The 23023-nt window shown below is 31.8% G+C and carries 20 protein-coding genes; 4 read left to right on the forward strand and 16 right to left on the reverse strand.

Going from position 1 to position 23023, the window contains the following annotated elements:
- Nucleotides 1-11: 11 nt before the first annotated feature.
- The 5 genes from J2Z44_RS14945 to murI form a co-directional block, all read right to left on the reverse strand.
- Nucleotides 12-686, reverse strand: coding sequence for a helix-turn-helix domain-containing protein (locus J2Z44_RS14945; RefSeq protein WP_031272047.1), 675 nt, complete (start codon nucleotides 684-686; stop codon nucleotides 12-14).
- 458 nt (nucleotides 687-1144) lie between these two features.
- Nucleotides 1145-1540: a DUF3783 domain-containing protein gene (locus J2Z44_RS14950; RefSeq protein ID WP_021285540.1), complete on the reverse strand. Its 396-nt coding sequence runs from the start codon at nucleotides 1538-1540 to the stop codon at nucleotides 1145-1147.
- A gap of 234 nt (nucleotides 1541-1774) precedes the next feature.
- On the reverse strand, nucleotides 1775-2290 hold the full coding sequence (locus J2Z44_RS14955) for a peptidylprolyl isomerase (protein ID WP_021285541.1): 516 nt from the start codon (nucleotides 2288-2290) through the stop codon (nucleotides 1775-1777).
- 463 nt (nucleotides 2291-2753) lie between these two features.
- Nucleotides 2754-3209: a hypothetical protein gene (locus J2Z44_RS14960; RefSeq protein ID WP_021285542.1), complete on the reverse strand. Its 456-nt coding sequence runs from the start codon at nucleotides 3207-3209 to the stop codon at nucleotides 2754-2756.
- Between the two features lie 593 nt (nucleotides 3210-3802).
- Nucleotides 3803-4576 (reverse strand): glutamate racemase, encoded by a 774-nt coding sequence (murI, locus tag J2Z44_RS14965; protein ID WP_209649763.1) that lies wholly within the window; start codon nucleotides 4574-4576, stop codon nucleotides 3803-3805.
- 376 nt (nucleotides 4577-4952) lie between these two features.
- On the opposite strand from murI, the gene J2Z44_RS14970 reads away from it, so the two are divergent.
- Together J2Z44_RS14970 and J2Z44_RS14975 are read left to right on the forward strand one after the other, a co-directional pair.
- Nucleotides 4953-5240 (forward strand): hypothetical protein, encoded by a 288-nt coding sequence (locus tag J2Z44_RS14970; RefSeq protein WP_021285545.1) that lies wholly within the window; start codon nucleotides 4953-4955, stop codon nucleotides 5238-5240.
- A gap of 313 nt (nucleotides 5241-5553) precedes the next feature.
- Complete coding sequence (locus J2Z44_RS14975) at nucleotides 5554-5835, forward strand: hypothetical protein (RefSeq protein WP_021285546.1); 282 nt, start codon at nucleotides 5554-5556, stop codon at nucleotides 5833-5835.
- Between the two features lie 143 nt (nucleotides 5836-5978).
- Here the strand turns inward: J2Z44_RS14975 and J2Z44_RS14980 are convergent, their stop codons facing one another.
- From J2Z44_RS14980 to J2Z44_RS14990, 3 genes are all read right to left on the reverse strand, one after another.
- Entirely contained in the window at nucleotides 5979-7346 is a 1368-nt protein-coding gene (locus J2Z44_RS14980) for an MATE family efflux transporter (RefSeq protein ID WP_021285547.1), read from the reverse strand.
- The gene (locus J2Z44_RS14985) at nucleotides 7347-7784 is read right to left on the reverse strand and encodes a MarR family winged helix-turn-helix transcriptional regulator (RefSeq protein ID WP_021285548.1); all 438 of its coding nucleotides are present in this window, start codon (nucleotides 7782-7784) and stop codon (nucleotides 7347-7349) included.
- 221 nt (nucleotides 7785-8005) lie between these two features.
- Nucleotides 8006-8542: a TDE2712 family protein gene (locus J2Z44_RS14990; RefSeq protein ID WP_021285549.1), complete on the reverse strand. Its 537-nt coding sequence runs from the start codon at nucleotides 8540-8542 to the stop codon at nucleotides 8006-8008.
- 613 nt (nucleotides 8543-9155) lie between these two features.
- Between J2Z44_RS14990 and J2Z44_RS14995 the strand changes: the two genes are divergently transcribed.
- Complete coding sequence (locus J2Z44_RS14995; RefSeq protein WP_021285550.1) at nucleotides 9156-9431, forward strand: hypothetical protein; 276 nt, start codon at nucleotides 9156-9158, stop codon at nucleotides 9429-9431.
- Between the two features lie 144 nt (nucleotides 9432-9575).
- Here the strand turns inward: J2Z44_RS14995 and lexA are convergent, their stop codons facing one another.
- Complete coding sequence (gene lexA / locus J2Z44_RS15000) at nucleotides 9576-11213, reverse strand: transcriptional repressor LexA (protein ID WP_021285551.1); 1638 nt, start codon at nucleotides 11211-11213, stop codon at nucleotides 9576-9578.
- Between the two features lie 454 nt (nucleotides 11214-11667).
- Nucleotides 11668-12804 (reverse strand): ion channel, encoded by a 1137-nt coding sequence (locus tag J2Z44_RS15005; RefSeq protein ID WP_021285552.1) that lies wholly within the window; start codon nucleotides 12802-12804, stop codon nucleotides 11668-11670.
- A 166-nt stretch (nucleotides 12805-12970) separates the two neighbouring features.
- Here J2Z44_RS15005 and J2Z44_RS15010 point away from each other — a divergent pair, with 166 nt between their 5' ends.
- On the forward strand, nucleotides 12971-14998 hold the full coding sequence (locus tag J2Z44_RS15010; protein WP_021285553.1) for a sensor histidine kinase: 2028 nt from the start codon (nucleotides 12971-12973) through the stop codon (nucleotides 14996-14998).
- Nucleotides 14999-15324: 326 nt separating this feature from the next.
- Here the strand turns inward: J2Z44_RS15010 and J2Z44_RS15015 are convergent, their stop codons facing one another.
- The 6 genes from J2Z44_RS15015 to J2Z44_RS15040 form a co-directional block, all read right to left on the reverse strand.
- Nucleotides 15325-16581: an ABC transporter permease subunit gene (locus J2Z44_RS15015; RefSeq protein ID WP_021285554.1), complete on the reverse strand. Its 1257-nt coding sequence runs from the start codon at nucleotides 16579-16581 to the stop codon at nucleotides 15325-15327.
- Entirely contained in the window at nucleotides 16574-17620 is a 1047-nt protein-coding gene (locus J2Z44_RS15020; protein ID WP_021285555.1) for an ABC transporter permease subunit, read from the reverse strand. The genes J2Z44_RS15015 and J2Z44_RS15020 overlap by 8 nt, the downstream gene beginning before the upstream one ends.
- The gene (locus tag J2Z44_RS15025; RefSeq protein ID WP_021285556.1) at nucleotides 17607-19235 is read right to left on the reverse strand and encodes a sugar ABC transporter ATP-binding protein; all 1629 of its coding nucleotides are present in this window, start codon (nucleotides 19233-19235) and stop codon (nucleotides 17607-17609) included. The genes J2Z44_RS15020 and J2Z44_RS15025 overlap by 14 nt, the downstream gene beginning before the upstream one ends.
- Nucleotides 19236-19511: 276 nt before the next feature.
- Nucleotides 19512-20663: a DUF3798 domain-containing protein gene (locus J2Z44_RS15030; protein ID WP_209649765.1), complete on the reverse strand. Its 1152-nt coding sequence runs from the start codon at nucleotides 20661-20663 to the stop codon at nucleotides 19512-19514.
- 630 nt (nucleotides 20664-21293) lie between these two features.
- Entirely contained in the window at nucleotides 21294-21485 is a 192-nt protein-coding gene (locus tag J2Z44_RS15035; protein WP_017415037.1) for a ferredoxin, read from the reverse strand.
- Between the two features lie 203 nt (nucleotides 21486-21688).
- Entirely contained in the window at nucleotides 21689-22978 is a 1290-nt protein-coding gene (locus tag J2Z44_RS15040; protein ID WP_209649767.1) for an NCS2 family permease, read from the reverse strand.
- Nucleotides 22979-23023 lie beyond the last annotated feature (45 nt).

Here is a 23023-nt window from a genome sequence, read left to right on the forward strand (position 1 = left end):
TCTATTTTTTATTATAGTTTTATTTCCAACCTGTTTAGTTTTGCGATAACCTTAATCTCCTTCGGACTTGCTGTTTCTGTTCTTAAAGAACCTCTATTGCTGATTAACAAAAGTTTATTAGCATCCAACTTTTTAATTTGTCTTAAAACTCTTTCTCCATTATAATCTAATAAAAATATAGCATTGTTCTCTATTTCTGAAGTAAGATTAGCAAAAGCTAAATCTCCCTTAGCTATTCTAAAACCAATTAAGTCATCATTTTCTATTTGAAGATACAACACCTTATCTTGAGCAAAGCCTTCCACTTTATTTGAAATGATAGGTAAATCCTTTTTCCCTACTAGCTTACTTAGGTCGTAGCCAAATATTCCTACAGACTTTAGAACTGAACCTAAAGCATCATTCCATATCTCATTTATTGATTCCACTGGTTTATTAACCTTCTTAGGTGCTATCTTTGTCTTTTCTTCTTCCATAATAGCAGCATTCATCATGGAGCTCATATCCTCTAAATCTCCACCTAAAACCTTGCCTATTCTATCCATAAGACTTTCATTGACAACTTTTCTTCCATTTTCCACTTCATTAATGAAGCTTTCTGCAACCCCTAGCTTTTTAGCCAATTGCTTTTGTGTCATGCCTTTTGAATTTCTAGCATTTTTTATTTTTTCACCTATTCCACTCATAATACCTTCTCCTTCTAAAGCCTAAATACAGCCAAAGTAAGCTTATCTAAAGATTAATTTTTTACTATGCTTCCTTGAATATTATATCATAAATTCACAAACTTCAGTAAATTACTCTTTATAATATTCCTTCCTAAATAAGAATATATCCTCATAAGTCCTTCTAAAGAAGAAATAAAGTCTTCTAATCCCAAGGCTTTGGTCACACTATTTCTAATGAGAAAATCTAAGGCATCTGAAAATAAATAACAAGTCCAAGATGTGAAGTATATTTTGCGTTCACAAGCAAGCTTGTGCAGACAAGAAAACAGGTTCCGCAGATAGTGGGGCTATCTAAGGGTTCTGTTGACGCAGTATATCACAAAATAGACAAGCAGATTAACTTATTTATTTTTTGAAGATGCCTAACTTCCTATATAAAAAGTAAAAGTCCCCTAAAACCTTAGAGGACTTTCTTTTTAATTTTTCTTTTTCGAGTTTTGCCTATGAAATTCTCTTTCCTCAATTAAATGTTCTAATAAATCTTTAAATTTCATAGTCATTGATATAGGGGTTACAGTAGCCAAAATTGGGCGACTTTCCAAGATAGTTCTTACTTCAGTAACTGCTCTTTGAAGATTTGCCCCATCAAAACCATTAAATATTATAATTTTTTCTAATGGTAATGCTTCTTGTCCTTTTCCTTCTACTGGTTCATTATCTTCTAGAATTTCTTCTAAGGTTCTCTCAGCCATAGAAGTTTCAATAATAACACAAGGTTTTGCACCTTGCTTTTCAAAGTGATTATTTAATAGATTAATCTCCTGTGAATCTAAAGCAAAGGTTAAAATAACCTTTTTATCAAGCAAATTCATAAAATACTCCTTTTCCTTTAGAAATCTTACTTTGTAGTCTATGAGCCTATTTACAAAACTATTCCCCTAGGTTTTAAGGTTTCTTTTAGAAATAGGCTAACTTAGTCCTCGAAAGTATTATTAAAAGAAAAGTAACGTCGCTTATAAGTTAAGTCTATGTTTTAGTCTTACTACAAAGCTTTTCTAACTTCTTTTAATAGAAAAATTTCTAAGGCTTATGTTTTACATTGTATATTATAGTTTTTCTGGTTCCTCGTAATCTACACCAAAAGTATCAACTGTTACTGATTTCATAACCTGCTCTTCATAAGGTCTATCTCTAAAATCTGTTTTTGTACTTACAATTTCATCTGCCACATTTTGTCCTTCAATTAACTTTCCAAAAGCAGCATACTGTCCATCTAAGTGTGGAGAATTAGCTACCATAACAAAAAATTGGCTTCCTGCTGAGTCTGGATGTTGAGATCTAGCCATTGAAAGAACTCCTGTTGTATGTTTAAGTTCATTTTTAAAGCCATTAGATGAGAATTCTCCCTTTATTGAATAGCCTGGGCCACCCATTCCACTTTTCTCTGGGCATCCTCCTTGAATCATAAAGCCTGGAATAACCCTATGAAAAATCAAGCCATTATAAAAACCTTTTTTAACTAAGCTTATGAAGTTTTTAACTGTATTTGGTGCAATTTCTGGGTATAATTCTGCTTTCATTACTTTTCCATTTTCCATTTCAAATGTAACTATTGGATTCATAATAACCCCTGCCTTTCTCTGACAAAATATATTTAAACAGTTTATTGTTAAATATGTAACAACACCCTGCTTTATGCTCTCTTAGATATTTCTTCTACATTTTACTAATTATTATACCATAATTATGTAAATATAATCTTTAAATATATTTAAATTTTATAGAAACCTTTCACTACTCCTTATGTATCAATAGATAAATACTCTCAAATGTTAACTCCCTCAAAAATATATCTCCTTTAAAGCTGACTAAAGTAATTTACTTAAACATATATAAAATGAAATAAGGACACTTCATAAATATATATAATCCTGTTTTGCATTCTTTTTAATATAAGTTGCTTAAAATTGTATTATAATGTAGAAATAATATTTTAAATTATATACATTAGAACATTTGCACAAAGACCTATATAGAAAAACAGACCTTAGGATAATCCTACGGTCTGTTCCTTTTAGAATAGTTTTACAATACTTCTTTCTTTACCATGAGTTTGAAAAAAACATCCTTCTCTCCATTTGCAAACTCAATAGAAAGAACTCCTCCTGGTAAAACCAAAAAATAATCTTCTTCTATTAAATTATTCATTGATTCACTTCCCATGTTTGTTTTGTAAAGTAAGAGCTTGTCCGCACTCTCCATTTCATGTAACTTAAACTTAATTTTTAAGGAATCATAGCTATAATCACTGTCCGTAGTTTTTAAATCTTCATAACTATAAAACCTTACTTCGTTATACCTTGCTGAATTTAAATTGAATTTACCTAAAAGTGTAATCTTATCGATAATGTAAATACAATTACTATCTGTGGGGTTTGTTAGAATCACACTTTTAAACTCCTTATCCTTAGCAATTCTCACTTCAAATAATCCTTCACCGTTATCATGGTTGTTCTCTTTAGAAAATTTGAAAATCCTCACCCTTATCACCCTATTTTTTTATTTTTGCTAAAAGGTTTCTTTTAAAGTTACAGTAACTGCTTAGGCTTAATAACTGCAAAGCGAATTTTCCATTAATAAAATCCTTTTAAACAAGAGTCCTTGTTTAAAAACAATTCTTTATACTAACTCACTGCATTTATAAAGCTTAAAGACTTGGAGTCACTTTAATACTGCTAATTAATAGCTAAAAAAGTGACTTTATCCTAACGATAAGTTCACTTCCATAAAGCTATAATTAATTAAAAACTTTTTAGCTGTAGAGTTTGTCTATAGTATAGAGTATTCCAGTAAGGCAGTTTTTGTTAAAGATTTATAGAAATTATTTGAAAATATTTTAGGTTGCTTCTGATTAATGAAAGTATCCACCTTAATTAATTCATGAGCCCCTCTAAATTCACTAAACCTTAAGTTATGAATAAGCATAACTTAGAATGAATATATAAGTATTCTTTCTCTATCGTTCTCCACTTAACACACCTATGCTACGCTTAGAGGTAGGGGCTCTTTCTTATGGATTAGGTTAAAGCAAAATTCTTTAACTTTTTAATCAATACCAAATAATTTATATTGATCTACTTATTTAGCAATTTATAGCTTAAGTCTATTATTGCCGCATTTTCTAAAGAGTTATATATTTCAACTTTCCCCTGTTTTTCTGCTGGGTTTAACATGGCATTGTCTTCTAAAATATTTTTTAGATGCCTTGAGGTACCATCACTTCCATCTATAACAGGTATATCCTGACCAAGAACATTTATTATAGAATCTCGTACAAAAGGATAATGAGTGCAACCAAGTACCACTGCACCAATTTTGTCGCTATTTACTTCCTTAAACTTTTCTCTGAGATACTCCTCTACTACTCCACCTTCTATGTTTCCAGTTTCAATTAATTCAACTAATCCACCACAAGGAAGAGGTGCAATTTGAGCTTGAGATTTATACTTCTCCTGAAGAGCATTAAACTTTTTCTCCGCTAAAGTCATAGGTGTCGCCATAATTACCACGGCACCTTCCCTATTTAGTTCCACTGCTGGCTTTAAGGCTGGTTCTATTCCAATAATAGGTATATTCTTATAAAAGCTCCTAAGCTCCTCGATAGCTGCAGAAGTAGCAGTATTGCAAGCCACAACAACAGCCTTAACACCCTTTGAAAGTAAAAAGTCCACTGCTTTAAAGGATAACTCTTGTACCTCCTCCACAGTCTTAACTCCATAAGGAGCATTTTTTGAATCTCCAAAATATATATAGTTTTCATTAGGCATAAGTTTCATAGCTTCTCTTAAAACACTTATACCTCCAACACCAGAATCAAAAAAACCTATACTTAACCTCTTTTTATCCATGCTATTGTCACCATCCTAAAATTGTATGTACATCTCTTAACGCCTTAAGCTTACACTTAAACTTATTTCACAGCTATAAAAAACTAAGATATCTATTTATAATAATCAATTAAAATCTATTCCCTATATACTATGATACTACAGCTAGTTTTCTATTAAAAGGTAAATATTTACTATTATTAAATATTGCAAGGAAACTATTTATAATGTTTAATAACTACAGTTAAAATCTAGTTTGTAGCTTTGCTGCAATATATTATAAAGTATTCATAAATATAAAGTAATATCTCTTTATCTTAGTGGCATACTAGTAGAAATTACTAGTATCTCCTAAAGAACCTTTAGTAATAAAGTTAATTATGAAAGGGTAATGAAAATGAACTTTCCAGATATACAAACTAACTTTTGGGATGCAGTTATTGCAGTTCCCTTAACTGTTATACTAACACAGTGTTTTAAGTTATTTCCCATACCACACAAATATTTTCCAACTATTGCAACAGTAATTGGGTTTATAATATCAATATTTTTTAGTCATAGAGGGGATCTAAGTGCTGGTCTTTTCATGGGTGGTTTTTATGGTTCAGCAGCAGTAGGATTATATTCTTCACTAAAAATGGGTTGGTTAACATATAAAAAAAGAAAAGCTCGCCGCTTAGAGTAATATAGCTTTCCTATTTTGTAGGAAGTAGAGTTTTGTATTTAGAGCTACTTAAAAATAATAACAATTATGTATATACAAAACTTGTATGGACTTTTATTATTTTATAAAGGCTCTAATACTTAAATACTTATGGAATTTTAACTTTAAATCTGTAGGTAAGCTTCTAAGTAAGGTACATAAATCCTGTTAAATGAATACTTATATAGTAATATTACATGATTGCTCCCACTTAAGCACCTGGCAAGTTTTAGCATTTAAGGTGGTTTAGGGAGACTTTCTTGTGATCTATTATAAGTAACAAAGGGTGATAAAAATGAAGGATAGAAGCTATTGGGACAAACTGCTAGAAACCTTGTCCGAAGGGGTGGAGGAACTAGCAAAGGGCACCAACAACCTTATTGAAAACTCCAAATTAAAATATGAAATTCACAGCATAGAAGGAGACATAAAAAAACTTTTCTATGACATTGGCTCAGGCATATATGAGGATTATAAATGTGGAGATATTAACCTAAAAGAGTATGAAGATATCTTTAAAACTATCCATACCTTAGAAAAGAAGATAGACAAATTAAAGAAAAAATTAATTACCTAAATATTTTTCTACACCATGTAAGTTCTCAGAACCATATACAGAAATATAAAAGGTGTGCTTTTGCACACCTTTTGTTTGAATTATAAGTAAAATTATATACAAGCAAATTTATATTAACTCTTATTTAAAATTCTTAGTTTCTATTATGCTACTCTAGCTTCCATCTCTTGCTGCTTTAAAATCTTCAATTCTCTCATTACAAAAAACACAGTAATTATTGAAGCAACAGCATCTGAGGTTGGCCCTGAAATCCAAACTCCATTAAGACCAAAGATTGGCGGAAGGATTAAAAGTAATGGTATTAATACTATTACTTGTCTTATAAGACTTAAAAACATAGATATTTTTGCTTTTCCTATTGCTTGGAAGTAGTTTGTACTGATAACTTGGAAGCCTATAACTGGAAGCATTGAAAGATAAATTCTAATACCATGAGTTCCAATGGCAACAAGATCTGCATTACTATTAAATATTTTTATAATACTTGGTGCAGCAAGCTCCACTACTAAAAATCCAGTGGTGGTCACAGCCACAGCTGCAATAACAGCAAGCATCCAAGCCTTTTTAACTCTTTTATAGTTTTTAGCTCCATAGTTATATCCAATAATAGGCTGAGAGCCTTGGTTTATTCCAAAAACAGGCATTAGGCACATCATTGCAACACTAGAGATTACCCCCATAGCACCAATTGCAAAATCTCCTCCATGAGTTAGTAAGGCCTTATTAGAAATAACTCCAACAAGACTTGCTGCAAGCTGCATAAAAAATGGAGACATTCCAATTGCAAATATTCCTTTTACAATTTCCTTATCTAGCTTAAAGTTTTTCTTCTTAAGCTTTAAAATGCTCTTTCCTCTTGTAAAGTGATATACAACCCAAATTGTACTCGCAAGCTGTGCTATAACTGTAGCAATAGCAGCCCCAGCTACACCCATGTTAAATACAAAAATAAAAATTGGGTCTAGTACAGTATTTGTAATTGCTCCAAGAAGCATAGTATACATAGCAATCTTAGGGTTTCCCTCTGATCTTATAGCTGCATTAAGTCCAAAGCCTATATTTTGAATTACTCCACCTGCTATAATAATTCCAATATATTCTTTAGCATAAGGCAAAATGTTCTCACTAGCCCCAAAGGCAACTAATATCTTATCCAAAAAAGGAAAAGTTACTACCGCTAAGGTTACTAAAATTATAATAACTAACATAAGTGCATTTCCAAGAATCTTATCAGCTTCATCCTTCTTTTGTTGTCCTAACCTTATAGATATTAAAGCTGCTGAACCTATACCTACTAACATTCCAAAGGCCATTATTACTGTAGAAATTGGAAAAGTTACTGTTACTCCTGAAAGAGCAAGTTCTCCGATTCCCCCTGGTATTTGTCCTATAAATATTCTATCTACTATATTATAAAGTGCATTTACAATCATACCTATAATTGCGGGAACTGAAAACTTCAAAAGTAACTTCCCTATGGACTCTTGTCCTAATTCTGTTGTTCTATCCATTTAATCACCTTGTCTTTCCTCTAAATTATTGTACATTTTCTTTAGCCAACAAACTAATAGTTGTTGTTCTTCTCTCATAAAACCCTTAAACATTGTGTCCCTTACATGGAGGAACTCTTTAAAGCTTTCTTCCTTTACTGCTTTCCCTTCCTCTGTAAGATATAGTCTATTTATCCTAGCATCTTCATTATCATGAACTCTTTTAATAAGTCCCTTTTCTTCCAAGGAGGATACCAGACCAGTAAAGGTTGCAGGCTTAATCTCTAGTATTTGCTGAATTTCTCTTTGAGATTGTCCTTCTCTTCCGCAAAGTTCAAGTAAAACTCCAAGTTGAGCACTAGTAATATTATATTTTAAAAGCCTTGCATCTTGATAGGTTGTCATTTTTCTACCTAAAAGCTTAATCCAGTAACCTAATCTTAGTTCTTCATCTTCCATAATTACTTAGCCTCCTAACTAATCCTATAATATTTTATTAGTTAATTAGTAATAAGTCAACCCAATATCTTAATAAACAAATATTTAACAAGTCTTCCTCTTAAATGTAAAAGACTAGGATATTAAATTTGTATCCTAGCCTTTTATAACTTTTATTAAATTATATGGTAATTTAATTAACAGCAAATTATTGAATTGAATTTATAATTCATACTTATTAATTACTTGCTTAATAATTCTTCTATTTTTTCTTTTATATATTCTTTTAACTCTTTTTCTCCAATATATGTGTTCTCATCCACATCACTTGGTTTTACTCTAAAGAAGTTTATGATTAATTTATTTCCTGAAATTATATACTCATCAGAGTGAAGTGGTGAGAAGATTACTTCTACTTCCTCAAACTTATCGCTGCCCTTAACATCTTTAAGCTGAGAAGCTAAAGAATCTAAGTTTAATCTTTTTATTGGATTTGCCATAGACTTAGTATATTCTAAATCTTCCATCATCCACATATTATTGTTCCAGAACTTCTTTTCTTTCTTGTTACCAGTAAAACGCTCTCTATTTTTTATAGCACTTAATGCTCTTCTAACAGACTCTTCGTTAAATTCTTCGTCATAAGCGGCACTTAATGCAGGCATTTTAGCTACATCATAAAAAAAGCTTTCTGGTATATTGTCTTTCTCGCTAGCTGCTTGCCAATAATATAGCATAGCTTCCACTGCTTCTAGATTTAATCTAATCCTTTGTAACATAACAATCTTCCCTTCTTCTATAAATATAGTGCTGTAAGTTTAATATACCCTTTTATATAATAAACTCCAACATATTTTGCAATTAAAACTTAATTTTAGTTAATATTTTTAGAATAATTGCTCTCAATTCTAAGACATTAATTTAAAGTTAGGCATTTGAAAATAAATAACAAGTCAAAGATGTGAAGGATATTTTTAGTTAGGCAAGGAAACAGGTTCCGCAGATAGTATCACTATCTAAGGGTTCTGTTGACGCAGTATAACTAAAAATAGACAAACATACTGACTTATTTATTTTTTGAAAATGCCTTAATTGCTAACACTCTAATAAATAAAACTAAAACCTATGAACCGTGCTTAATTCCTACTGTAAAAGCATTTGCAAAATGATTACTAACACCATTATACAGCAAAAACCCGATAATAATCCATTTATCATAAGCAAATTTTCACTTTTTTCATAGTATATATCAAGGGACCAAATTTCACTCTGAATTTACATGAATTTCTCTTGGTTTCTTTAAGACTTTTGGAGTTTATTTAGAGTTATATCCTTGCTTTAAAAGCTTATTATCTACCCCTAGGTTACAGTAAGATGAAGGAGAAGAAAAAAATGAGCAATACGGATAATACACAACCAAACCCTGACCATAAGACCTGTAATTGCAAAAATGGAAACTGTAAAGATAGCAGTGATTACACTTGCAAGAAGGATAGCTGTAACTGTGGCAGCGGCTGCAATTGTGGTGAGAATTGTACTTGTAATACTCTCAGTGCACCTATTTCTAGCCCCCCTAGTAATGGTATTTCTGAAGTCACAACGAAAAAAAACACTTGTACTTTATTTACATTAAGCAACATTATTATTATTGACTTAGATGAGAATTAATCTTTACATTGTCAAAGTCACACTTAGTAGAGTCCTTCTTGAAGCACAAATGCTTAAGAAGCTTCTAAAGATAAAACCAGCATAGACTTAATAAAAATTACCCCCTAGGTTGCAATAATGCTTCTGGCCTAGGGGGTGCTGTTTTTATCTTTTACTTATTACTCCAATAGCTGTTCCCATTATCATAGCATCTTCACTTTCTATTTTTATTGGGTCATACTTTGGATTTTCAGGTAATAGGAATATACCCTCTTTTTTAATGGAAAGCCTTTTTAAAGTAGCATTACCATCTAAGTCTACTGCAACGATGTCATTATTATTTGCAATGGTTTGCTGCCTTATAAGTACATAGTCACCATCATGTATATTGGCTCCTATCATACTATCCCCTTTAACTTTTAACATAAAGGCATCCTTTACCCCCTTAAGCCAGTAGGTTGGAACGCTGAAGTTCCCTTCAAACTCATCACTGATAAGGATTGGCTCTCCTGCTGCAATGTCACTATAAACAGGCACTGACCTTAATTCATCCTCACCAAGAGTTTCACCACTTCCATTTGGGTCTAGTATTACCTCTCTAGAACTTCCACTATCCACTGCAAAGTCATACTCCATCTTGTGTCTTATATCCCTAAAGTTAAAATAGTCCATATATAAATTTCTCATTTTCTTCTTCTCACTAATCATTTCTTGTTCTAATAAAGTTTCATTGCATTTTTGATCATCTAGCTTTACATCTAATAAACTTCCATCCTTTTCGTTCAAGGAAGTATCATTGCTTTGCTCTCTTAAAGTCTCTTCACCGCTGCTTACAAAAATCTTTAATAAGCTATCCGCTTCTCTTGGGGTGTTAACTTCTATAAGCTTATCTATGCTTAACCCTTCTTCTTTAGGCTCTAGCTTTTCTTTAAATTTAATAGTCTTATATTTCTCTCCATCTATACCTTTAATAGATTTATGGCTATTAAAGTAAGAATACTCACAAAGATTGTCCACTTTATTTTCAACTATAACAAAATTGCTATAAGGCTTATCCCATAATAGCTTTCTTACAACCTTTAACTGAAGTCCTGTTAATATTTCACTATTATCTATGAATATATGAGTATATTTCTCACTACTGTTTTTTTCAGCTTCCTTTAGCACTAAGGCCTCTTTAGCAAAAGAATCTACTAAATTAGAACTTATTAATCTATCCTCATAAACTTTTAAAAGCTTATATATAGCTTCCCTTGAAGAAGAATTTTTAGGAACTTTCTTACCTCTTCCTTTTCTAATGAATCCTTGATAAGCTTCTAGGGTTTCTAACTGATTTGCCCTTATATAATCAATTTCCTCAAGAAGAAATTTTGTATTTTCCTTATTTAATAATTTTGACTTTGGGTAGGCGACTTTTACCTTTTCAATTCCCTCTAAAAGCATAGCTTCTCTTTCTTTAAAGCCTTCTACAAATTTATAAGTTTTCTTACTACTTCTCTCATGAGCGGTAAAATGCTTGTGTGTTAGCTCATTTATTGATAATACTTCAAAGGAATTGTCTATACTGCTAAAAAAAGTTAAATTACTACTATTATCTTTGAAGTTATTATATGTATCCTTAATTTTGTTCTTATCATCACTAGTTATAAATAATATGTTATCCTCTCTATAGAGGCAGTAATCTGTACTTAAGTATGCTGCTCTTTTAACAGCTTCACAGGTTTTTCCTGTACTTTTTTCTCCTTGTAGAAGAAAAAATCTTCCACTTTTAAAATTATTTCTAACAGGTTTTTTCTCTTTCAAAATTTCACCCCCTTAAAACTTTTATTAAATAATGAACAAGTTCATTTTGTTAACAACTTTGGAAGCAGATTTTCACTGCCACCAAAGCATATTTTATAAGCTGAACAACTGCCACTTTAGAATATGGTAGCCTCGAAGCTTCCAAAATGTTGTTAAGTTTTGCAATAGATTCAGCCCTTATTAAAACCTTAAGGCCTTAGATCAAACAACATAAAAGCCAATGAATTTAAGCTAAATAAAGTACTCTTATGAAAACAAAATACTTTGTGAAATGAAGTTGTTTTTTTTAAATTAAGTATCTAGCACTTATAAAAGCATTTAGATTTAAAAAGCTAACTACTTTTATAACTTTATATACTAAAATATAATATTTGCCTGCAATTTTACATATTATTATACCATAAAATTCTTAAAAACTCATTGGAATATAATGTAAATATCCTTGATATTTAGCTTATCTAGTCATTTTTCTTACTAAGGTAGAAGTCCAAATGGCTACCATAATTACTCCTGCAATAATTTCTAAATTAGCTACAAACATACTTACCATTCCATGTGGAACTAGATTGCCATACCCAACAGTGCAAAAGGTAACTATACTAAAATGAATAGAATAAAGAAAGTCTATTAAAAACTCTATAACTCCATTAGGCATAGACAAGTCGTGGTAATCAATAATTCCAATCTTGGTTTCTATTCCTGTAAATAAATATATAACTGCGCAAATTAAAATTATAAGTAAGGAAACTCCAAAGCTTCTATAGGGCTTTTCCCCATAGCCACAAACAAAGTTTGAGCAGCTTGACACCAGTCTTTTCATCCCTTTTAAAGTTCTGTGCTTTGCTCTTTTACTTTCATAAAAACATTCTCCATACTTATCCTGTATATCATTTTTTAAATACTGATTACCAAAGGCCATGTAGCTGTTAGAAATGTTTAAGTCTTTCTTATTACAAGGGTGAGTGGAGTTATTTCTTAGGCAATAATAATTATCTTTATAATTAAAAGGTCCAATATAGGAGCCATAACTTACCTTGGTGTATCCACTTTCATTTAAGAACATTATATCCATAGAACAACTAGTGTCCTTTATAATACAGTCCATAAGATTACAATCATCAATAAACCTAACAGAGCTATAACTATTCCCTATAAGATTACAGTTAGCTATAAAGGTATCCTTAAAAGAAGCTACATTTAGCTTACATCTTTTTATGAGGATTCCACTTAAGTTGCATTTATAAAAAGATGTTCTTTCGATGGCTCCACCGAAAATCTCCATAAAGGTCTCATGTCCAATGTTACATCTTTCAAACTTACAAAGATAAAAATTACAGTTTTCAAAAACTACATTTGAAAATCTAATATTTTTAAACTGAATTTCTTTAAAAGTGCAGCCTACATAAGCTACATCTGAGAATCCTTCTTCTAATATACCTGTGGTGCTATTAAAATTTTTATTTTCTACTCTTGTTTTAACTAAGTCTAGTAAGTCATTAGGACCTATATTTCTACTTCCACTAATAAAATTACACTTAATATTATCTACTACACTTTTACACAAATAGCTAAACAGGCTTTTTTTTCTCATGAGATCTCTCCATAATCATAAAATATAATAAATTGACAAAATAGTGATAGAATACTCTTAATATTGTAAATTATGCTAAAATTCCTGTTCAAACCTCTTGTATTCCCCCCTATAACTCATGATATAATTTTGTCATAGACTGTATTAGTTGGGGGATATTTTTATTATGTACAAAATTTTCAAATTCCTAACATTCCGCTATTTTCAACGAATTGCTATAAAATTAAAATATTTACCTTTTATAGTTGTAATAGCTATAAGTTTCAATATGTTACTACCTTATAGTTCTGCACTAGCTAATACAACGGAGGTTAAAAACATATTAATCATTACCTCCTATGAACAAAATGAATACTGGGAAAGTAACGTTTTAAAGGGTATATATGATAACTTAAAGTTTGAAAATATTAAGCCTATATATAAGGTTGAATATCTGTCCATTACTGGAAAGGATGAAAATTACTTTGATACCCAAGCACAGCTTTTGTCTCTTAAATATAAAGATACTAAATTTGATTTAGTCATTGTCATTGATGACGAAGCCTTAAATTTCTTTTCTTCTTATGGTAAGGATATTTTTGGACAAATACCAACTGTGTATGGCGGTATAAACAATCATAAAAATTTATATAAATCTCCTTATAATACTTATGCAGGTGTAGTTGAACATTATAATGTAAACTCACTTACAGATTTAATTCTAAATGCCCATCCTAATATTCAGCAAGTTAATGTAATTCTTAATAATTCAACCTTTTCTTCAGTTATGGAAGAGGAGATTAAATCATCTTTAGCTTATTGGTCTACTAATATAAAGTTTAATTTTATAAAAGAAGAATACATTGAGGATATCTCTGCAAAACTTGAGAATCTTCCAAGCCCCCGAGTTTATCTCTTAGTTGGTAATTTTAAAACTAAAGATAACTTTTTAGTTCCTTACAGTGAGGCAATATCTAAAATTAAAGCCTGTGGTGACTGCTCTATTTATTCTTTAAATGGAGGCTACATTGATGATTGCGGTGTTATTGGTGGTTACGTTCTTTCAGGTATAGATCATGGAAAGCTTATAGCTCAAATTTCTGTAAGAGTGCTCAATGGTGAATCTCCTAAATCCATAAGCACTATACACGATAATAATGGTGTTTTTACATTTAACTACTATGAACTAATAAAAAATAAAATTCCCGAAGATAGTCTTCCGAAAAATACTTTAATTAGGAATAGGCCCACCCTAAGTGGCTCTAGACTTTATCTTACAGTAATAAGTGTTTCTCTATTAATTATTCTTTGCATTTCTATAATAATTTATCAATTCAAAGAGAGACTGAAAAATATTACTAGAATAAAGTATGAAAAAAAACGATATGAAGATGTTTTAGAATACGATAAGATGAAAACAGAGTTTTTGGCCAACATATCACATGAACTTAGAACTCCACTTAACGTAATGCTTTCTGGACTGCAACTTCTAGAGATGCATAAGAATAAGGGAGATCTTGTGTTTAAAAATGAAGAGCTTATTGAAAAAGCTTATTATGTTAAACAAAATGGCTATAGACTTTTACGATTAATAAATAATCTCATAGATGTGACAAAAATTGATTCAGGGTTCTTTCATCTTCAATTAGAAACAAAAAACATTGTTGAAGTTATTGAGGACATTACCCTATCAATTGGAGAATATATGAAACAAAAGGGTATAAATTTGATTTTTGACACTAACGAAGAAGAGCTATATATATCCATTGATACAGATAAGATAGAAAGGGTAATGCTTAATCTTTTATCTAATGCTATAAAGTTTACTCCTGAAAATGGAACCATTCTTGTCACCGTAAATTGTAGTGATGACTTAGTTAAGGTTTCAGTTAAAGATGATGGTATTGGAATCCCACGATCCATGCAAAAAGAAATTTTTAATAGATTTACTCAAGTGGATAGCTCTCTGCATAGAAACAAACAAGGTAGTGGTATCGGTTTGTCTCTTGTTAAGTCCTTGGTTGAGCTTCACAAAGGTAAAATTTATGTAGAAAGCTTAGAAGGAAAAGGCTCTACCTTTACCTTTGAACTTCCTGTAGCAAAAGATAAAGAAAACCCAGAAGTTGCGGTAACTTCCTTAGATGGTGATAAATCTGCCTACAACGAAAAGATAGTTCTAGAGTTTTCTGATATTCACGAATCTAATAACTTTTAACTATTCTTACAAAGATGCCCCTAACATTGTATCTAGCATTTAATCTTGCTTAAGAGTTCAAAAAACTTTAAAATAAAGATTTTTATCTGAAAATAAGCTTTTCAGGAGTGAAGTTTCCTAATAAAGTACTTTGAAAATGGACTTATTTCTATTTCATAATAAAGAAATCGCTATCATATAATGTTGATAGCGATTTTTATTATGAAATTAATTTATATTTAAAATTACCTTAATCCTTTTCGTCTTCTTAAATAGCAAATAATATAACCTTTATTTTTTTAGTCTCTATAACCTAATCTTAATCTAGCACAACTCAACCCAGTAAGTTACATCTTTAGATCTCTCTTATCCTCTACAATCTTCTTCCACGCATAGAGAGCAAGAGATACACAAATTACTCCATAGGCTACGAATACTCTAAAGTACTCCCCTATTTGAGCGTTGTTAAACAAGTTCTTTCCTGCTGTTGGTGAAACCACAAATAGAGTATGGAATAGAATTACCCCTAGTATAGCTTGCTTATTTGTTGCCTTAGACACGGAAGCTCCTCCAATTAAAATAGCTGCTATAGCAAACATACCAACTTGCTCATGGCTTCCATAAGTATTTAAGGTTCCAATGTTTTGAAGGAATATGATTTGTCCCCAAGCTGCTAGCACTGTGGAGATAATTATTGCCTTAATTCTTGTCTTATTAACATTTATTCCTGAAGCATTAGCTACCACTGCACTTTGACCTACAGTTCTAAAGTCCTGACCAAGTTTAGTTTTAAAGATAAATACATTAAAGAGGCAAAGTATTATTAATATAAATATACTTATCATTGGTACCTTTACAAAGAATAGTATCTCTGCAATTTGTGGGAGCTGACAAACTATAACAGCTGCAAAGCATATAACTGCCATTACAATATATTTTACATTGAGGCTTTTTTTCTTAACCATTCTATAAATTATTGCTGCCACAAAACCAATAGCTGCAATTAGTGCTGCATAATAAACTACCTCATAAAGAGATAATCTCCATAAATCATCTAAGGCATATTTTATTCCACCATTTAAATCTACAGTGTTTTTTATTCCAACTCCTCCACTGATCATAAGCTTAGGATTCTTCATTGGAATTACTGTTCCCACTAAGAAGAGGAATAAAAGTTGATAGAGACCATTGGCAAAAATCCCCAGTATCATGCTAGTTATCATTTCTTGTCCCTTAGTCATATTTAAAAGTTTACCTGTAAGGTAACCAAAAATTATAGCTATAGGGGTAGTTAACACTACACATAATAAGAATCCTGGAACTCCCACAATACCCCAGTGAGTTACTGCAATAATCACAATTTGGGCAGCCATAGCTCCAATTACTATACCAAAGTTAAGCCCCATACCTGCAATAACGGGAATGATTAAAGATAACACAATAAATAAGTTTCTTGACAATCTATTTACAAGCTCATCTAACACTAAAGTTAGTGGTTGCCCAGATAAGTTAAGTCCTAATAAACAAAGAATAATAAACAATATGGTTACCATATTATTAAAAATATAATTCTTAGCCTTTGCAAATAATCCCTTACTATGCATCAGCTCCACCCCCTTTAGCCTTTGTTAATGCATAAATAATAATACCATTACTAACTATTATTCTTATAACCTCAGATAGGTTTCCTTCTGTAAGCATAGAATTTACTACTGGAAGCCCAACTGTAAGCAGTCCTTGAAACAGGAAAGTTCCAATAATAACATGAGATATTTTTGCATTTTTAATGGAAGCCCCTCCAATTAACACTGCTGCTACTGCTGGAAACCCCATCATCATTGGTGCCTGGTATAACTGGATAAAGCCATAACTTTGGGAATAAACCATAATTCCAACAGCACCTAAAATTGTGGATAAGGTAGTTCCAATGATTCTTGTCCTATCCACATTTATAGCAGAAGCCTGTGCAAACTTTGGATTATTTCCTCCTGCGGTCATCATAATTCCGGTCTTAGTTTTGAGGAAAAACCATACCACTAAACAGCAAAGTAAGAACATTAAAATTAACCCTGTTGGAATTACTACTTCTCCAATTTTAAAACTTAAGAAGTTGTCTAAGATCTTTGCAAATCTTCCTTCTAAAGTTATAGTTGTTCTAAGACCAGTTCCTATTGGCCACTTGATTTCCTCACTATTAAAAGGAAGCAAAAGCCACCCTATACACATTAATGATACTGCAGAAAATCCAGCATAGGTACCTATCATCATTTCATCACCCTTAACCTTGTTAAGCAAGAGTCCATAGAGATAACCTAAAACTGCAGATAAAACTATAGAAATTATGGTTCCTACAAAGAAGGCCTTAAACCCTGTTAAGTTCATCTCAATACTTATTAGTCCCCCTAAAATCCCTGCTAGAAGTCCAATAGGAAGCCCAAAATTTAGCCCTATTCCACAAAGAATACCTGGAACCATAGCCAGTACCAGTATTCCATTCATACCAAATCTAACTAATATATCAGAAAAAAGAGTACCCATATTTAAATTCATAGGAATTGCTAAGATGCAAAGGAGTATAAAAAATCCACCTATGATTAATCTAGGTAACCCAACCTTATTAGTAAATTCCCTAACCTTCTCCATTGGTTAATTCCTCCTCTCTTTGCTCATCTTTTTTGGTATCTATGCTTACTCCAGACATTAAAAGTCCAAAGTCTGCATCAGGAGCCTCTGGTTTTAATATGCCTGCTACCTTTCCCTCTGTGACTATGGCAATTCTATCACAAATAGTTCTTAGTTCTGCAAGCTCACTAGAAGTCATTACTATGGTCATACCCTTTTCTTTATTAAGCTTCACTAAGGTATCTAATACTAATTTTTTCGCCCCTATATCAATTCCCCTTGTAGGCTCTGAAACAAATAATACCTTTGGTTTTAAAGTTAAAGCTCTAGCTATACAAACCTTTTGTTGATTTCCTCCACTTAGTCTTCTTGTAAGCTGAGTAGGGCCTGTGCATCTTATATCTAAATCCTTAATCATAGAATTTGCATAGGCTCTTACATTTTTTGAATCTATCACCTTCATTGGCCCAAAGCTTTTAAAAAACTCTCCATTAATCTCCATAGAAGTTACTGCAATATTAAGTTCTATAGAGTTATCAAGAAGAAGACCAATTCCTCGCCTATCTTCTGAAACAAAGGCTAACTTGCTTACTAATGCTTCCTTAGGAGAGTTCAGTATTAGGTTCTTTCCATCTAACGTAACCTGACCGTTAGCTTTAAAAAGTCCCATAATTCCATTTGCAATCCCAATCTTCCCTTGTCCAGCAAGCCCTCCAATTCCAAGAATCTCACCCTTTTTAACCTGTAGATTAACTCCCTTTACCCTTTCTCCGGGCATTTCCACCACTAAATTATCAATACTTAAGATTACATCCTCGCTAGAACCCTTCTTTTCCTCTTCCTTCCTCATAATCTCAAGCTTTCTTCCTACCATATACTCTGCAATTTGAACTACATTAGTGTCTTTCTTCTCCACTGTAGCAACTAGTTGACCATCTCTTAAAATTGTAATATTATCAGCAGCTTCCATAACTTCATCTAATCTATGAGTTATAAAGATAATAGCAATTCCACTCTTAGCAATATTTCTCATAGCCTCAATTAAGGTTTCAGCCTCACTCTCTGTAAGCACCGCTGTTGGCTCATCAAAAACTAGCAGCTTAATATTTTTCTTGTCTATTTCCCTAGCAATTTCAACAAACTGCATGTACCCAACTGGGAGATTTGAAACATAGGCAAGCTCATCAATTCCAATGCCTGTGGTTTTTAGTGCCTCTTTTGCATCCATATTCATAGCTTTATAGTCAAGGGTTTTTAAGTTTTCCCCAAATATTCTACTGATAATAGAATTCTTAGTAATCTCTCTATTTATTTTTATATTTTCAGCCACTGTAAAACCTGGAATGAGCATAAACTCTTGGTGTACCATTCCAATCCCCAAGTCCATGGCATTCTTTGGAGACTTTATGCTTATAGGCTCTCCATCTAAGTACACTTGTCCTTTAAATCCTCCTGTGGAATGAATCACAGGCATACCAAACAAAATATTCATTAAGGTAGATTTCCCTGCCCCATTTTCCCCCAGCAGCGCATGTATCTCACCTGGCTTAATATTTAAAGTAACACCTTTAAGTACTGAGTTTCCAAAGTACTCTTTTTCGATGTTTTCCATACGGAGTACGTATTTATTCTCCATGGTTCCCCCTCCTATACTTGTAAATCTTATATAAGGAGTTAAAGTTATGCCTATAAACACTATTATATGAATATACTTTAACTCCCTTGAAGCTTTAAAAAATAAATCCACCTATACCTATTTTGCATAGATAGCCAAATATAGCTCAATGACCCTTGGCTCTTCAAATGCTTTAAGAATCAATCTAATAAAGCTTCATTTTAAAAGTAATACAGTAACTACTTCTCAGTTATATATTTCTATAAGCTTAATCAATTTGAAAATTCAGACTTATTTTTAGAAGTTGATATAATCAGAAAGTAATAGATAGTAGTTGTCATAAGTCTTATTAACTTTTTCATCCTTTAAAGGAGTTATATTGATTTTGCTTCCTAAAACTTTTTGAATAACTTCTTCTAACTTAGCTTTATCATTCTTGCTCTTAGTTTTACCTTCCAAAACTTGCATAGCATATTCTGTTCCAGCTTCAACGAATAACATATTTACAGGTACTGGCCATGTTGAGAATTTACCTTTTCCGCCTTTTTCTGCAATTTTCTTTTCTATTTCTTTAACTATAAATTGAACATCACCTTTTTTATCATCTGGAATTTGTATTCCAAGTGCGCCTGGGTAAGCATGGTATGGTGATGGACAGCATTGTTGTGGGAATATAGCTCCTTGTGCTAACACAGACTTAATAAGTGGCTCTTGCATTGCACAGTTTGTGCTAAAGAAAGCTGTATCTTTTCCATATTCCTGAACTTTTCTTGGAACATCTTCAAGAATAAATTGTTGTGCTCCTGGAACTCCAGCATCTCCTGTTGGGTCTGGTGCTGTAGCATCAACAAATTTTAAGCCTAAACTTTCACAAGTCTTTTTAAATAATTCTCTTCTTTGTGCAAGTAGTTCATAGGACATATGTCTTGGGAAAGAATAGTGAACAAAAGTTTTTGCCCCTAATTTCTTAGCCTGTTCTATAACTGTTTTTCCCATCCCAAGCTCATCAGCTTGTAAAATAACATCAGCTTTCCCAGCTATCATTGCTGGGTCTTCCCCTGGTACCCCTGCTATAAATAGCATCTCTGGTCTCTTTTCTCTAACCTTATCAATAGCGGCAGATGCTCCTGGCACTGCTTGAATAAATATTATAGCCTTAACTTCTGGGTCTGATGCTAATGTTAATGTATTAGCAATTGTTGTTTCTTGCTCCTTCATAAAACTGTCTGGATAAGTTTGAAGTACTATCTTGTCTCCATACTTTTTTTTCATTTTTTCTGCTGCTCTAAACTCTTCCTCACCTTGAGAAACTGTTCCAGTTATAATACCAATTTTATATTTGTCATTCTTAGCAGCATCACCACCGCCTACTGGACTTTTAGGACCGCAGCCAACCATCCCTATAACCATTAATCCAGTTAAAACCCCCGCAAGAACTTTCTTAAACAATATATTCGCCCCCTAGAATTTTTAATAATATAAATATATTTTCAGATAAATCTGAATATGTTGAAAGTCGAAATATTTTATTAATAATAATTTAATTATTTTAATAAAAAAATCAAAATATCATTTTATTTTTAATTTTTTTCATGATAACCGTAGATAACTTTACTATTTCTTAAGAATTGTTATTTTTTTTCTTCTATATTAAACTTTTTTCTTTGTATTTTATTTATATTCATAATCCAAGATTCTACATTTTTTTAAAATCTATTTTTTAAATTCTCTTTAATTAATTTATACTCCCTTTACAATGGATTACAGTAAACCTAGTTTATCGATTTGAAAATTACATACAAGTTTAATAAAAATTTAAAATTCACTTCAAAGTGTATTATAAAATTTGCCTCCTATTAGTTATAAAACATGAGAATAGTTTATTCATGCAGACTTTTTAAGAAACAATAATTACTTGTAAGTTCTTATATGTAACTTAAGCTCAGCTAGCCTTACTAATTCGATGGTATTATTTTCAGCGAAAAAGTTAAGCTGCCGTAAAATAAAAAATCAGCAAAGCTTTTCACTTTACTGACTTTTTATTTTATTAACTATTCTTATTATCTAGTTTATTAAATATTATTCTGATACTTCTATAGCACTTGTTGGGCAACTTGCTTCTGCTTCTTTAGCACAATCTTCGCTTTCTTTTGGTACTACATCTACCACAACTCCAGCTTTTCCATCATCTTCAAATTCAAAAACCTCTGGGCAAAGACTTGGGCATAGTCCACAAGAAATACATTCATCTTTATTAACTGCTGCTTTCATTTTCATACCTCCAATATTATGTAAAAATATCTAAGTCTATTAATAACTTTGTTGTAACTTTATAAGCTTTTTAAAATAGACTTAATCCTATTTCTTAGGATACCTTTATTGGCAAATTTTTATTCTCATTTGTAATAATTTATATGAAAATCTGCTTATAGAAAAACCCCCACTAAGCTAGTGGAGGTTTAAAATATTTAAGTTTATGCCATAAAATGCAATATAAAGTTTATTAAAAACATTGAAGATATTAAATACATAGGTATCTTCACTTTTTTACCACTGCTAGCACATAGCTTTACTACTGGATAAGCAATAAAACCAAAGGCCATACCATCTACTATACTAAAGGTTAATGGAATCATAGCCAGGGTTAAAAATGCTGGAAAACCTTCTGTGAAGTCTTCGAAGTTAATATGAGTAACATTTTTAATCATAAGCCCACCAATAATAACTAGTATAGGAGTTATTGCAGTGTTTGGAATGACTTTAATAACTGGTATGAACAGCAAGGACACTAAAAATGCAAATCCTGCTACTATTGAAGTTAATCCGGTTTTTCCACCAGCTGCCATTCCTGCAGCCCCTTCAATAGAAGTTACCGTAGGACTTGTCCCTAGAAACCCTGATGCAATAACAGAGATTCCTACAGCTCTAAAGGTCTTATTGTACTTTTCTGGCTGCTTTAGCATTATATTTATTTGCCCATGTAATAAACCTAAATTCTCAAAAACTAATACCAGTGACAAGGAAAAAGTAGCAAGCCAAAAGGTTGATGTGTAAATTCCGCTAAAACTCATGGCACCTAACACATCACCATAAGCCTTAAGATTTATCCCACTAAGGGTAAAATCTTGCAGATTTACTACACCAAAAAACATGGATACTACAGTTCCAAGAACCATACTTATCAAAAAGTTTCCTGGTACATTCTTTATAAAGAGAAAAAGAGTTATTACTAGGTTAATAAAAGTTACAAACACCTTAGGATCTTTGAAGTTTCCAAGTACCACAAAGGTAGCCTCATTAGGTACTATTATGCCGCTCTTTTGAAGTCCTATAAAGGTAATTAATATACCAATACCTACTGTAATGGCTTCTTTTAAAGAGGTTGGTATTGCTTCTGTAAGAATTTTAGACAGCCTAGTGAAGGCTACCACAGAAAATAAGATACCTGATATAAAAACCGCAGCTAAAGCTTGTTGCCAACTTAGCCCCATAGATTGAACTATGGTATAGGAGAAAAGTGCATTAATTCCCATACCTGGAACAAGTATAACTGGAGAGTTTCCCATTATAGCAACTAAAAGGCATCCCACAAAGCAGGATACTACAGTAGCTATTATTGCCCCTTCTATAGGCACACCAGCATCAGATAGGATAGATGAATTAACTGCTACAATATAAACTACAGCAAAAAAAGAAGTCAATCCACCTATTATTTCTTTCTTAATGGTAGAGTTACTTTCCTCAACTTTAAATAACCTATTCAAAGTATTACTTCCTTTTCTTAAATCCCTCTCCCACCCACATAAGCA

The sequence above is a fragment of the Clostridium punense genome (assembly GCF_017874425.1).
Classification (GTDB): Bacteria; Bacillota; Clostridia; order Clostridiales; family Clostridiaceae; genus Clostridium_J; species Clostridium_J punense.

What these genes read in the sequence shown, in the direction of transcription:
- J2Z44_RS14945 (WP_031272047.1), bottom strand. Translation starts at nt 686, where the DNA reads ATGAGTGGAATAGGTGAAAAAATAAAAAATGCTAGAAATTCAAAAGGC.
- J2Z44_RS14950 (WP_021285540.1), bottom strand. Translation starts at nt 1,540, where the DNA reads ATGAATTTGCTTGATAAAAAGGTTATTTTAACCTTTGCTTTAGATTCA.
- J2Z44_RS14955 (WP_021285541.1), bottom strand. Translation starts at nt 2,290, where the DNA reads ATGAATCCAATAGTTACATTTGAAATGGAAAATGGAAAAGTAATGAAA.
- murI (WP_209649763.1), bottom strand. Translation starts at nt 4,576, where the DNA reads ATGGATAAAAAGAGGTTAAGTATAGGTTTTTTTGATTCTGGTGTTGGA.
- J2Z44_RS14970 (WP_021285545.1), top strand. Translation starts at nt 4,953, where the DNA reads ATGAACTTTCCAGATATACAAACTAACTTTTGGGATGCAGTTATTGCA.
- J2Z44_RS14975 (WP_021285546.1), top strand. Translation starts at nt 5,554, where the DNA reads ATGAAGGATAGAAGCTATTGGGACAAACTGCTAGAAACCTTGTCCGAA.
- J2Z44_RS14980 (WP_021285547.1), bottom strand. Translation starts at nt 7,346, where the DNA reads ATGGATAGAACAACAGAATTAGGACAAGAGTCCATAGGGAAGTTACTT.
- J2Z44_RS14985 (WP_021285548.1), bottom strand. Translation starts at nt 7,784, where the DNA reads ATGGAAGATGAAGAACTAAGATTAGGTTACTGGATTAAGCTTTTAGGT.
- J2Z44_RS14990 (WP_021285549.1), bottom strand. Translation starts at nt 8,542, where the DNA reads ATGTTACAAAGGATTAGATTAAATCTAGAAGCAGTGGAAGCTATGCTA.
- J2Z44_RS14995 (WP_021285550.1), top strand. Translation starts at nt 9,156, where the DNA reads ATGAGCAATACGGATAATACACAACCAAACCCTGACCATAAGACCTGT.
- J2Z44_RS15005 (WP_021285552.1), bottom strand. Translation starts at nt 12,804, where the DNA reads ATGAGAAAAAAAAGCCTGTTTAGCTATTTGTGTAAAAGTGTAGTAGAT.
- J2Z44_RS15010 (WP_021285553.1), top strand. Translation starts at nt 12,971, where the DNA reads ATGTACAAAATTTTCAAATTCCTAACATTCCGCTATTTTCAACGAATT.
- J2Z44_RS15015 (WP_021285554.1), bottom strand. Translation starts at nt 16,581, where the DNA reads ATGCATAGTAAGGGATTATTTGCAAAGGCTAAGAATTATATTTTTAAT.
- J2Z44_RS15020 (WP_021285555.1), bottom strand. Translation starts at nt 17,620, where the DNA reads ATGGAGAAGGTTAGGGAATTTACTAATAAGGTTGGGTTACCTAGATTA.
- J2Z44_RS15025 (WP_021285556.1), bottom strand. Translation starts at nt 19,235, where the DNA reads ATGGAGAATAAATACGTACTCCGTATGGAAAACATCGAAAAAGAGTAC.
- J2Z44_RS15035 (WP_017415037.1), bottom strand. Translation starts at nt 21,485, where the DNA reads ATGAAAGCAGCAGTTAATAAAGATGAATGTATTTCTTGTGGACTATGC.